The sequence below is a fragment of the Serratia sp. KG1D genome (genome assembly GCF_037150675.1).
Lineage (GTDB): Bacteria > Pseudomonadota > Gammaproteobacteria > Enterobacterales > Enterobacteriaceae > Serratia > Serratia nematodiphila.
This window is the reverse complement of sequence record NZ_JBAGIH010000010.1, coordinates 18,584-30,788: the sequence shown is the minus strand read 5'-3', so window position 1 is coordinate 30,788 and position 12,205 is coordinate 18,584. Positions and strand designations below refer to the sequence as shown.

At 61.3% G+C, this 12,205-nt stretch carries 13 protein-coding genes and 1 riboswitch; of the genes, 7 read left to right on the top strand and 6 right to left on the bottom strand.

Annotation, left to right across the window (positions count from 1 at the left end; genetic code table 11):
• Positions 1–449: 449 nt before the first annotated feature.
• A complete protein-coding gene (gene purH, locus WFM45_RS24460; RefSeq protein ID WP_135637711.1) occupies positions 450–2,039 on the top strand; it encodes a bifunctional phosphoribosylaminoimidazolecarboxamide formyltransferase/IMP cyclohydrolase in 1,590 nt (529 codons plus the stop codon).
• A 48-nt stretch (positions 2,040–2,087) separates the two neighbouring features.
• Positions 2,088–3,371, top strand: a complete 1,284-nt coding sequence (purD, locus tag WFM45_RS24455; RefSeq protein ID WP_336957590.1) for a phosphoribosylamine--glycine ligase — start codon at positions 2,088–2,090, stop codon at positions 3,369–3,371.
• A 49-nt stretch (positions 3,372–3,420) separates the two neighbouring features.
• On the opposite strand, the gene WFM45_RS24450 is transcribed toward purD, so the two are convergent.
• The 6 genes from WFM45_RS24450 to nudC all read right to left on the bottom strand — a co-directional run bounded on the left by WFM45_RS24450 (position 3,421) and on the right by nudC (position 7,796).
• Positions 3,421–4,092, bottom strand: a complete 672-nt coding sequence (locus WFM45_RS24450) for a DUF1481 domain-containing protein (RefSeq protein WP_079007583.1) — start codon at positions 4,090–4,092, stop codon at positions 3,421–3,423.
• Between the two features lie 36 nt (positions 4,093–4,128).
• Positions 4,129–4,401: a nucleoid-associated protein HU-alpha gene (gene hupA / locus WFM45_RS24445; protein WP_004929874.1), complete on the bottom strand. Its 273-nt coding sequence runs from the start codon at positions 4,399–4,401 to the stop codon at positions 4,129–4,131.
• A 189-nt stretch (positions 4,402–4,590) separates the two neighbouring features.
• Entirely contained in the window at positions 4,591–5,181 is a 591-nt protein-coding gene (locus tag WFM45_RS24440; RefSeq protein WP_336957588.1) for a YjaG family protein, read from the bottom strand.
• A 48-nt stretch (positions 5,182–5,229) separates the two neighbouring features.
• Positions 5,230–5,916 (bottom strand): deoxyribonuclease V, encoded by a 687-nt coding sequence (gene nfi / locus WFM45_RS24435; RefSeq protein WP_033631538.1) that lies wholly within the window; start codon positions 5,914–5,916, stop codon positions 5,230–5,232.
• A 9-nt stretch (positions 5,917–5,925) separates the two neighbouring features.
• A complete protein-coding gene (gene hemE / locus WFM45_RS24430; protein ID WP_004929877.1) occupies positions 5,926–6,990 on the bottom strand; it encodes a uroporphyrinogen decarboxylase in 1,065 nt (354 codons plus the stop codon).
• 38 nt (positions 6,991–7,028) lie between these two features.
• Positions 7,029–7,796, bottom strand: a complete 768-nt coding sequence (nudC, locus tag WFM45_RS24425; RefSeq protein WP_004929878.1) for an NAD(+) diphosphatase — start codon at positions 7,794–7,796, stop codon at positions 7,029–7,031.
• 101 nt (positions 7,797–7,897) lie between these two features.
• On the opposite strand from nudC, the gene WFM45_RS24420 reads away from it, so the two are divergent.
• The 5 genes from WFM45_RS24420 (at position 7,898) to thiS (ending at position 12,205) form a co-directional block, all read left to right on the top strand.
• Positions 7,898–8,401 (top strand): Rsd/AlgQ family anti-sigma factor, encoded by a 504-nt coding sequence (locus WFM45_RS24420; RefSeq protein WP_004929879.1) that lies wholly within the window; start codon positions 7,898–7,900, stop codon positions 8,399–8,401.
• Positions 8,402–8,440: 39 nt separating this feature from the next.
• Positions 8,441–8,565: riboswitch (TPP riboswitch) on the top strand.
• A gap of 114 nt (positions 8,566–8,679) precedes the next feature.
• Entirely contained in the window at positions 8,680–10,623 is a 1,944-nt protein-coding gene (gene thiC / locus WFM45_RS24415) for a phosphomethylpyrimidine synthase ThiC (protein WP_060558211.1), read from the top strand.
• Complete coding sequence (thiE, locus tag WFM45_RS24410; RefSeq protein WP_033631535.1) at positions 10,616–11,266, top strand: thiamine phosphate synthase; 651 nt, start codon at positions 10,616–10,618, stop codon at positions 11,264–11,266. Before thiC ends, thiE begins: the two co-directional genes overlap by 8 nt.
• Positions 11,259–12,008 (top strand): HesA/MoeB/ThiF family protein, encoded by a 750-nt coding sequence (locus WFM45_RS24405; RefSeq protein WP_033631534.1) that lies wholly within the window; start codon positions 11,259–11,261, stop codon positions 12,006–12,008. The genes thiE and WFM45_RS24405 overlap by 8 nt, the downstream gene beginning before the upstream one ends.
• Positions 12,005–12,205 carry a sulfur carrier protein ThiS gene (thiS, locus tag WFM45_RS24400; RefSeq protein WP_004929884.1) on the top strand — a complete coding sequence of 67 codons (201 nt, stop codon included), beginning with the start codon at positions 12,005–12,007 and terminating at the stop codon, positions 12,203–12,205. Before WFM45_RS24405 ends, thiS begins: the two co-directional genes overlap by 4 nt.

The following is a 12,205-nucleotide window of genomic DNA, read 5'->3' as shown; positions in this document are numbered from 1 at the left end:
TGCTAACTCGAGGTGGCGTATATTACGCTTTCCTCTTTCAGAGTCAACCCTAATTTTCAGGATTTTTTCTCTGCGACCCCCGGATACTCTGTGAAGTTGTTCACATGTTCCGTGTCGATGGAGGCGCATTATAGGGAGTTCCTCGCAGGCCGCAACAGGTATTTTCAGCAAAAACGATCGTTCGCTGCATTCCACAGCAAAACCCCGCCTTATACCCACTTGCGCACAGTGTTATCCACAGATGCGATTTGTACGGAAAATTTACGAGCGCCACGCAAACGTTTTCGCTACAATTCCCCGCGACGAAACGATCCCCCTTTTTATGGGGGCGTTACCTGAATATGTGCCTGACCCTCCCTTATAAGGCAAAAAACCTTCCTTATAGAGAGAACGAGGTGGACATTCACGTAACGCTCTTTAATTGCGACTCAAAGCCAAGGGATAAAACCATGCAACAACCTCGTCCAATCCGCCGGGCCCTGCTCAGCGTGTCTGACAAAACCGGTATCGTTGAATTCGCCGAAGCGCTTTCCCAGCGCGGCGTTGAACTGCTGTCCACCGGCGGCACCGCTCGTCTGCTGGCAGACGCCGGTCTGCCCGTTACCGAAGTTTCCGACTACACCGGCTTCCCGGAGATGATGGACGGACGAGTTAAGACCCTGCACCCGAAAGTCCACGGCGGCATTCTCGGCCGCCGCGGCCAGGACGACGCCGTCATGAATCAGCATGACATCAAGCCTATCGACATGGTGGTCGTCAATCTGTACCCGTTCGCCCAAACCGTGGCGCGCCCGGATTGCTCGCTGGAGGATGCGGTCGAGAATATCGATATCGGCGGCCCGACCATGGTGCGCTCCGCCGCCAAGAACCATAAAGACGTCGCCATCGTGGTGAAGAGCAGCGACTACGCCGCCATCATTACCGAGATGGACAACAACGACGGTTCGCTGCGCTATGCCACCCGCTTCGATCTCGCCATCAAGGCCTTTGAACACACCGCCGCCTACGACAGCATGATCGCCAACTACTTCGGCGCGCTGGTGCCGGCGTACCACGGCGAGACCGAACAGCCGTCCGGCCGCTTCCCGCGCACCCTGAACCTCAACTACATCAAGAAGCAGGATATGCGCTACGGTGAAAACAGCCACCAGCAGGCCGCCTTCTATATAGAGGAAGAAGTAAAGGAAGCTTCTGTCGCGACCGCCGAACAGCTGCAGGGCAAAGCGCTGTCCTATAACAACATCGCCGATACCGACGCCGCGCTGGAATGCGTGAAAGAGTTCGACGAACCGGCCTGCGTGATCGTCAAGCACGCCAACCCTTGCGGCGTGGCGATCGGCGACGACATTCTGGCCGCCTACGAGCGCGCTTACCAAACCGATCCGACCTCCGCCTTCGGCGGCATCATCGCCTTTAACCGCGAGCTGGACGCCGCCACCGCGCAGGCGATCATCAGCCGCCAGTTCGTGGAAGTGATCATCGCGCCAAACGTCACCCAGGAAGCGCGCTCCCTGCTGGCCGCCAAACAGAACGTGCGCGTGCTGGCCTGCGGCCAGTGGCAGCAACGCGTGGCGGGGCTGGATTTCAAACGTGTCAACGGCGGGCTGCTGGTGCAGGATCGCGATCTGGGCATGGTCACCGCCGCCGATCTGCGCGTGGTGTCAGAACGCCAACCGACCGAGCAGGAGTTGCGCGACGCGCTGTTCTGCTGGAAAGTGGCCAAGTTCGTGAAATCCAACGCCATCGTTTATGCGCGTGACAACATGACCATCGGCATAGGCGCCGGCCAGATGAGCCGCGTTTACTCCGCCAAGATCGCCGGCATCAAAGCGGGCGACGAAGGGCTGGAAGTGAAAGGCTCCGCCATGGCCTCCGACGCCTTCTTCCCGTTCCGCGACGGCATCGATGCCGCGGCGGCGGTTGGCATCACCTGCGTGATCCAGCCGGGCGGTTCGATCCGCGACGACGAAGTGATCGCCGCCGCCAACGAACACGACATCGCGATGATCTTCACTGACATGCGTCACTTCCGCCATTAATTCCTTTTGCCGCGTGCGCTCCGGCGCACGCCATTCGTGGAGCTTCTGATGAACATTTTGATTATCGGCAACGGCGGGCGCGAACACGCGCTGGCCTGGAAAGCCGCCCAGTCTCCGCTGGCGGATAAAGTCTATGTTGCGCCGGGCAATGCCGGCACCGCGCTGGAAGCCAATCTGGAAAACGTGGCGATCGCCGCCACCGACATCCCCGCCCTGGTCGCTTTCGCCCAGAGCCATGACATCGGTCTGACCATCGTTGGGCCGGAAGCCCCGCTGGTGATTGGCGTGGTCGATGCCTTCCAGGCCGCCGGTCTGAAAATCTTCGGCCCGACACAGACCGCCGCGCAGCTCGAAGGCTCCAAAGCCTTCACCAAAGATTTCCTGGCGCGCCACCGCATCCCGACCGCCGAATATGAAAACTTCACCGAGGTGGAGCCGGCGCTGGCCTATGTGCGCCGCAAAGGTGCGCCGATCGTCATCAAGGCCGATGGCCTGGCGGCCGGTAAAGGCGTGATCGTCGCGATGACGCTGCAGGAAGCGGAAGAGGCGGTGCGCGACATGTTGGCCGGCAACGCCTTCGGCGACGCCGGCCATCGCATCGTGGTGGAAGAGTTCCTCGACGGCGAAGAAGCCAGCTTCATCGTGATGGTCGATGGCGAGAACGTGGTGCCGATGGCCACCAGCCAGGACCACAAACGCGTCGGCGACGGCGACACCGGCCCGAACACCGGCGGCATGGGCGCCTACTCCCCGGCGCCGGTCGTGACCGACGAAATCCACCAGCGCGCCATGGATCAGGTGATCTGGCCGACGGTGCGCGGCATGGCGGCGGAAGGCAATACCTACGTCGGCTTCCTGTATGCCGGCCTGATGATCTCCGCCGACGGCCAGCCGAAGGTGATCGAATTCAACTGCCGTTTTGGCGATCCGGAAACTCAGCCGATCATGCTGCGCCTGCGCTCCGATCTGGTGGAGCTGTGTCTGGCGGGCGCCGAAGGCCGTCTGAACGAGAAGAGCTCTGATTGGGACGAACGCCCTGCCCTTGGCGTGGTGCTGGCAGCCGGCGGTTATCCGGGTGACTATCGCAACGGCGAGGTTATCCAGGGGCTACCGCAGCAGGAAAGCGCCGACGGTAAGGTCTTCCACGCCGGCACACGCTTGCAGGGCGATGACGTCGTCACCAGCGGCGGCCGCGTGCTGTGCGTGACGGCGCTGGGCGATACCGTGGCGCAGGCGCAGCAACGCGCCTATCAGCTGGCGGAAGGTATCCAGTGGCCGGGCAGCTTCTGCCGCAAAGATATCGGTTATCGCGCGATTGCGCGCGGCAAATAATTTGATCTTTCATGATCATGACCAGAGGCTCCGCAGCGCGGGGCCTTTTTTATAGCTGGTCTTCTTTCGGTTCCCAGCTGCAGAAGTCGTCGTTCGCCACCAGCAGCAGCTCGCTGCCTTCCGGCGCTTCCAGCCAGGCGACGCTCACCGGCCGGCTGCTGCTGCGGGCGCGTTTTTCGATCCAGGCGATGGAGGCGGCATCCAGCCCCGGTTTCATGCTTTGGCCGTCGCAGGTTTGCACCTCGCCCTGCATCCAACGCCCCTGCAGCAATTTAACCTTGCCGGCGCGCAGCGCATTGCTCACTTCGAGGATACGCCGCGCCTGATATTGGTACAGGGCGATTTCATCGCGGGTCAGCGGTTCGCGGCGTGTCGCCAGCTGGCGCTGCATAAAACTCACCGTGCCATCGTCGGCAAAGCGCAGCTGAATGGAATCTCGATCGCCGTCGGCGTCGTTACGTTTGATTTGGCGCAGCACGTCGCCCTGATAGGTGTACAGCGTGGTAATGGTACCCGGGCCGCGGTAAGGGCTGTAAACGCTGACCAACACTTGCGGACGATGTTGCTCATCGTCTTTACGCCACAGACGTATCACGCCCTGATCGGCCACGAAGCCGCTGGCGGTAAAACTGGGGATATCGGAATGGAAACTGCAGGCGCTCAGGCCGACGGCGATGCCAACGGCCATGAGCGCCCGACGAGTAAACAAAAGGGGCGCCATCGCCCCCCTGTTTAATCTTTTCACCGAGGCGCGGTCTTATTTAACGGCGTCTTTCAGTGCTTTGCCAGAAACGAACGCAGGCACGTTGGCTGCTGCGATTTTGATTTCTTTGCCAGTCTGTGGGTTGCGGCCAGTGCGCTCGCTACGATGGTTTACTTTGAAAGTACCGAAGCCAACCAATTGTACTGCATCACCTTCTTTCAGAGACTCAGTAATTGCAGCCAGGGTGGATTCCAGAGCCAGTTTAGCTTGTGCTTTGGAAAGGTCAGCCTTGTCCGCGATTACATCAATCAGTTGAGTCTTGTTCATAAGTTATCCTTACAGTGTGTTTATCGTTTGCAAAGCATCGAGTGCGACGGATATGCCGATTGACAGCACTCTCCTGCATACACGCACCGATAGCCACTTTTTTTACGCCCCCCAAATGTAGACCAGACAGGGTGCGGATGTGAAGCCTTAAGGCATGACAAATCAGGCGTTAAATCACGTTTTGTTGCCTTATTGCGCTAAATTTATCCCGATGTTGCTGACGCCCGCCTCCCGCAGGTCGGATCGCAGCCCCTTGATCAGGTCTATATCGCGCTCTTCACAGGCGTCCAACAGGCGGAAAATTTCCCATTGAATGTCCCATTCTTCCTCTACCGCCGGCAAACTTTCCAACTCTTCGTCGGTCATTTCCTTACCGGCTTGGGTCATTTCCAACATCGCCACGGTGCGAATCGATGTTTCACTGATGGCGATGGCGTGCTCCAGCGTCTCCCCGCCGAGCCGCGAATGGATCAGTTCCCCTAATGCGATACAGGCATCAATTGCCGGGTAAACGCCGTAAAGATCGTAATCTTCCGCCGACGGAATCGCCTCTTCCAACTTCTCGAGCTGGCTGTCGAAGTTGACCTTGGCGTCCTTCACCACCAGCGTTTCCCACACCAAATCCAGAATGCGGCGATAAACCGCCGGATCGCCAAACTCGGTCTGTTTGCAGAACATCTGGTAATTCGGGTACATACGCTCGCACAAACTGACCATAAAGGTCAAATGTTGCCAGCCCTCGAGCCGTTCCAGACGTAAATGAATCGGGTTACGTAGCATGCTTTACTCTCTTACGCGTTATCTGCGGCGCAGTGTACCCGAAATCGCTCATGGCGACACCTCCGGATGCTGCTGCAACCACCGCTGAAACGCCGGACGGCGCGAAGCGATGGCGTCGGCCCAACGGGTCGGCTCCGGCAAACGGTAGCCCGCCATGCAGCGCTGCACCCACGCCAGCGCGCTGTCGGCGCCCACGCGGTGACCGGTTGAGATGAACAGCGGGTTGCAACGCGCCTTGCTACGCCATACCCAGCCCAGCTGTTCTCCCTTATCTTCCAACGGCGCCAGCGCGCCGACGGCGGCGTCCAGCGGCGCGAATTTGCCGCACAGGCGCTTCTTGGCCACGCCGATGGTCGGCACATCGACCAGCAGGCCGAAATGGCTGGCGACGCCGAGGCGCCGCGGATGTGAAACGCCGTGCCCATCGACGAAGATCAGCCCCGGTTTTTGCCGCAGCTGCGCCCAGGCGGCCAACAGCGCCGGGTATTCGCGAAATGACAGGAAACCCGGGATATAAGGCATGACGGTGGCGATGCGCGCCACCTGATACTCCACCAGCTCCAGCGACGGATAGCGCAGGATGGCGATGGCGGCGCGCGTCACCGCGCCCTCTTGCTCGAAGCCCACATCGGCGCCGGCGATGAACGCCGGCGGTTCGGCCGGCAGCTCGTCGTAGCGAATGACTTCAGCGGCGCGCCGCAGCTGTTCGGCGCGCAGAGCCGCCATATCGGTCACATCGGATCCTTAACGGTGGTATTTCGCCGACTGCGCGTGCACCGCCTCGACGAAGGCCCCGGCGTGCTCCGGCGGCACATCCTGATGGATGCCGTGGCCCAGGTTGAACACATGACCGTTGCCGTGGCCGAAACCGGCCAGAATGGTCTCCACTTCTTCCGCGATGCGCGCCGGAGAAGCATAAAGCATCGACGGATCCATATTGCCCTGCAGCGCCACTTTGTCGCCTACGCGACGGCGCGCGTCGGCGATGTCGGTGGTCCAGTCCAGCCCCAGCGCATCGCAGCCGGTGGCGGCCATCGCCTCCAGCCACTGCCCGCCGCCTTTGGTGAACAGCGTTACCGGCACGCGGCGGCCGTCGTTTTCACGCAGCAAGCCATCGACGATCTTGTGCATGTAGTGCAAAGAGAACTCGCGGTAATCGCGCCCGGTCAGCACGCCGCCCCAGGTGTCGAACACCATCACCGACTGCGCGCCGGCCTTGATCTGGGCATTGAGGTAAAGGATCACGCTGTCCGCCAGCTTGTCCAGCAACAGGTGCAACGTGGCCGGCTCGGCATACATCATCTTCTTCAGCTTGGTGAATGCCTTGCTGCTGCCGCCCTCAACCATATAGGTAGCCAGCGTCCACGGGCTGCCGGAGAAGCCGATCAGCGGCACTTCGCCCTTCAGCTCGCGGCGAATGGTGCGCACTGCGTTCATCACATAGCCCAGCTCCACTTCCGGATCGAACACCGGCAGTTTGTCGACGTCGGCGCGGCAGGTGACGGGGGAGCTGAAACGCGGGCCTTCGCCGGCTTCAAAGTACAGGCCGAGCCCCATGGCGTCGGGAATGGTGAGAATGTCGGAGAACAGGATGGCGGCGTCCAGCGCGTAGCGGCGCAGCGGCTGCAGCGTAACCTCGCAGGCCAGCTCCGCGTTCTTGCACAGCGACATAAAATCACCGGCCTGGGCGCGAGTCGCCTTATACTCCGGTAAATAACGACCGGCCTGGCGCATCATCCATACGGGGGTCACATCCACCGGCTGACGCAACAGCGCGCGCAGGTAACGATCGTTCTTCAACTCAGTCATTTATGGGGCTCCCTTAATAATCTGCCGGCCATTGTACATTATTCTGCCCGGCACAGCGCCACGGTGTCCTCAATCAAGCGGCGCGCCACGGTGCCGGGCGGCGGCAACAGCGGCAGTTGGTCGTAACGATACCAGCCGGCATTGAGCAGCTCCTTGGGATCGTGACGAATCTCACCCTGGTGGTAATCGGCCATAAAGGCCATCATCAGCGAGTGCGGAAACGGCCAGGGTTGTGACGTGACGTAGCGCAGGTTCTTGATTTCAATATTGCTCTCTTCCATCACTTCGCGCGCTACCGCTTGCTCCAGCGTTTCGCCCACTTCAACGAAACCGGCCAGCACCGTGTGAATGCCGCCGCGATGGCGCACGTGCTGCGCCAGCAGGATCTGATCGTCGCGCCGAATGGCGACGATCACGCAGGGCGCGATCTGCGGGTAGTAGCGCTCCTTGCAATGGCCGCACAGGCAGGCGCTTTCGGTGCGGCTGAGGTGCATCTCATGGCCGCAGTAGCCGCAATAGCGATGGGAGCGGTAGAAATCCGCCAACTGCACGCCGCGCCCGGCCAGCTGGAACAGACCACGATCCTGATCCAACAACTGACGCACCGACCCCATCTCCCGCGGCATCGCCTGGCGCACCAGCCAGACCGGCGCGCCCTCCCACTCACCGATGACGCGCGCCATGTGGCCCTGCAGCCCGAGGGCGGCGGCGGTCCCCGACGGCAATTCACCGTTCGGTAACCAAAGTTTGCTTTCATGGCTGACGATCCACCAGCCGTTTTCATTGCCCGTTAATGCAAGTTCCATATCGTTGTTGCACAACCTCAGCTTCACTGGCACTCTACAAATCGGCTTTGTTACATTTTAATAACTTACCGGTTACTTTTGTTACTTACACGGAGTCAAACATGCTCAACCGTTTGGAAAGGCTGACTCAGCGCGTTGGCGGTAGTAATGAATTAGTTGATCAATGGCTTCAGGCCCGCAAGCAGTTGCTGGTCGCCTACTGCACGCTGGTAGGCCTCAAACCGAATAAAGAAAAGCATACGCCGCTGAATGAAAAAGCGCTGGAGAACTTTTGCCATAACCTGGTGGATTACCTCTCCGCAGGGCATTTTCATATCTATGACAGAATTATCAAACAAGTGGAAGGCGCAGCCAGTCCGAAAATGTCGCTGGCGGTGAACATCTACCCCAAGCTGTGGGCCAATACCGAACAGATCATGGCGTTCCACGATCGCTATACCGAAGTGGATATCGATCAGGAGGTTTGTCTGGAATTCCACCAGGCCTTGTCGGATATCGGCGAAACGCTGGCGGCGCGCTTTGCGCTGGAAGATAAGCTGATCCTGCTGGAAGCGGAAGCCACGCAGCAACCGCTGCCGGACCAGGCGCTGGATCCGGCGCGTTAAAATTTTATAGTTTTTTTTCTTATCCCTCCTATACTGGGGGGCATCTTGTCGGAGTGCCTAGCGCCTGATTTGTTCATCGAATCAGCCAGGCTGAGACCGTTAATTCGGGATCCGCGGAACCTGATCGGGTTAATACCCGCGAAGGGAACAAGAGTAATCTATCGCCACAGACACGGCCTTCCCCTTGCGGGCGCCCTGCCTTATCGGCCACCATCATTACTCCCTCCGAGCTCCAGACAAGCAACTTTCCCAACCCAACACACTGGTAGGAACTTGCTATGTCTAACGTTAATCCACCGCGCGCCCGTAAAGCGCAACGCGAAGCCGCCCAGCAGTTTATCGACACCCTGCAAGGCATGGCTTTCCCAAACTCACGCCGCATCTACCTGCAGGGTTCGCGCCGTGATATCCAGGTGCCGATGCGTGAAATTCAGCTCAGCCCGACCCTGGTCGGCGGCAGCAAAGATAACCCGCAGTATGAACCCAACGAGGCGATCCCGGTGTATGACACCGCCGGCCCGTACGGCGATCCACAGGCCGAGCTCGACGTGCACGCCGGCCTGGCCAAGCTGCGCGCCGGCTGGATCGACGCACGCGGCGATACCGCCACCCTGAGCGGTGCCAGCTCCGGCTTCACCCAGCAGCGGCTGGCGGACGAAGGTCTCGATCACCTGCGTTTCGAACACCTGCCGCTGCCGCGCAAAGCGCTGCCGGGCAAGTGCGTAACCCAGTTGCACTACGCCCGCGCCGGCATCGTCACCCCGGAGATGGAATTCATCGCCATCCGTGAAAACATGGGGCGCGAACGCATTCGCGGCGAGGTGCTGCGCCACCAGCATCCGGGCCAGGGCTGGGGCGCCAACCTGCCGGACAACATCACGCCGGAGTTCGTGCGCCAGGAAGTGGCCGCCGGCCGCGCGATCATTCCCGCCAACATCAATCACCCGGAAGCGGAGCCGATGATTATCGGCCGCAATTTCCTGGTAAAGGTGAACGCCAATATCGGCAACTCGGCGGTCACGTCGTCGATCGAAGAAGAGGTGGAGAAGCTGGTATGGGCCACCCGCTGGGGCGCAGACACCGTGATGGATCTCTCCACCGGCCGCTATATTCACGAAACCCGCGAGTGGATCCTGCGCAACAGCCCGGTGCCCATCGGCACCGTGCCGATCTACCAGGCGCTGGAGAAGGTCAACGGCGTGGCGGAAAACCTCACCTGGGAGATGTTCCGCGATACGCTGCTGGAACAGGCGGAGCAAGGGGTCGACTACTTCACCATCCACGCCGGCGTGCTGCTGCGCTACGTGCCGATGACCGCCAAACGCCTGACCGGCATCGTGTCGCGCGGCGGCTCGATCATGGCCAAATGGTGTCTGTCGCACCATCAGGAAAACTTCCTCTATCAGCATTTCCGCGAAATCTGTGAGATCTGCGCCGCCTACGACGTTTCGCTGTCGCTCGGCGACGGCCTGCGCCCCGGCTCAATTCAGGACGCCAACGACGAAGCCCAGTTCGCCGAACTGCATACGCTGGGCGAACTGACCAAAATCGCCTGGGAATACGACGTGCAGGTGATGATCGAGGGCCCAGGCCACGTGCCGATGCAGATGATCCGCCGCAACATGACCGAAGAGCTGGAACACTGCCACGAAGCGCCATTCTACACCCTCGGCCCGCTGACCACCGATATCGCCCCGGGCTATGACCATTTCACCTCCGGCATCGGCGCGGCGATGATCGGCTGGTTCGGCTGCGCCATGCTGTGTTACGTCACGCCGAAAGAGCACCTCGGCCTGCCAAACAAAGAGGACGTCAAACAGGGCCTGATCACCTACAAGATCGCCGCTCACGCCGCCGATCTGGCCAAAGGCCATCCGGGCGCGCAGATCCGTGATAACGCCATGTCCAAGGCGCGTTTCGAATTCCGCTGGGAAGATCAGTTCAATCTGGCGCTCGATCCGGCCACCGCGCGCGCCTATCACGACGAAACCCTGCCGCAGGAGTCCGGCAAGATCGCCCACTTCTGCTCGATGTGCGGACCAAAATTCTGCTCGATGAAGATTTCACAAGAGGTGCGCGACTACGCCGCCGCCCAAGAGGCCGCCAAACCGATCGAGGTGCAGCTGACCGGCATGGAGAAAATGTCCGCCGAGTTCCGCGCCCGCGGCAGCGAGCTGTATCACAGCGCCGGCAATTTGCAGGAGGAGACCAGCAATGACTGATATCACGACGCCCTTCCCGGCGACGCCCTACAAACTGGGGCTCTACCCGGTCGTCGACAGCGTGGAATGGATCGCTCGCCTGCTGGAGGCCGGCGTCACCACCATCCAGCTGCGCATCAAGGACTTGCCTGACGAGCAGGTCGAAGAGGATATCGCCGCCGCCATCGCGCTGGGCCGGCGTTATCAGGCGCGGCTGTTCATCAACGACTACTGGCGGCTGGCGATCAAGCACGGCGCCTACGGCGTGCATCTGGGCCAGGAAGATCTCGATACCACCGATCTGGCTGCCATTCACCGCGCCGGGCTGCGGCTCGGCGTTTCCACCCATGACGACGCCGAACTGGCGCGCGCGCTGGCGGTGAAACCGTCCTACATCGCGTTGGGGCACATCTTCCCCACCCAAACCAAAGACATGCCTTCGGCGCCGCAGGGGCTGACGGAGTTGAAACGCCACATCGCCGGCCTGGCGGATTACCCGACGGTGGCGATCGGCGGGATCAGTATCGATCGCGTACCGGCGGTGCTGGCGTGCGGCGTCGGCAGCGTGGCGGTGGTCAGCGCCATCACCCAGGCGCCGGACTGGCGCGCGGCGACGGCCGAGCTGCTGCGGCTGATTGAAGGCGAGGATCCGAACGATGCTTAACGATCAGGAATTCCTGCGCTACAGCCGCCAGCTGCTGCTGGAGGACGTCGGCCCGGAAGGCCAGGAGAAACTCAAGCGCGCCACGGTGCTGATCGTCGGTTTAGGCGGGCTAGGTTCCCCGGCTTCGCTGTATCTGGCCGCCGCCGGCGTCGGCACGCTGCTGCTGGCCGACGACGACCAGCTGCACGTCACCAACCTGCAGCGGCAAATCCTCTACCGCAGCGCCGATACCGCCACCGGCAAGGCGGCGCTGGCGCAACGCCACCTGCAGGCGCTGAACCCGTTGGTGGAATCCATCCCGCTGGCGCAGCGGCTGCAAGGGCAAGCGCTGCGCGACGCGGTCGCCCGCGCCGATCTGGTGCTGGACTGCTGCGACAATATGGCGACCCGCCATGAAGTCAATGCCGCCTGCATCGCCGCCGCCAAGCCGCTGATCAGCGGCAGCGCGGTCGGCTTCAGCGGCCAGTTGCTGGTGCTCGAGCCGCCCTATGCGCACGGCTGCTACGCCTGCCTGTACCCGGAGCAGGAAGAGCCGCAGCGCAACTGCCGCACCGCCGGGGTACTCGGCCCGGTGGTGGGCGTGATCGGCACCCTGCAAGCGCTGGAGGCCATCAAGATGCTGGCCGGCATGCCTTCTTCCCTCAGCGGTAAACTGCGGCTGTTCGACGGCAAGCAGCAGAGCTGGAGCACGCTGCAACTGAGCCGGGCCCGTGCCTGCCCGGTATGCGGAGGCGCGGCATGAAGATCCGTTTAAACGACCAACCGCTGGAGCTGGCGCAGCCGCTCAGCGTCGCCGCCCTGTTGGCCCAGCTGGAACGCCACCAGCCGGGCACCGCGCTGGCGATCAACCAAACCATCATCCCGCGCGCCGACTGGGCCGACCATCAGGTGCAGGACGGTGACGACATTTTGCTGTTTCAAGCGATCGCCGGAGGCTGA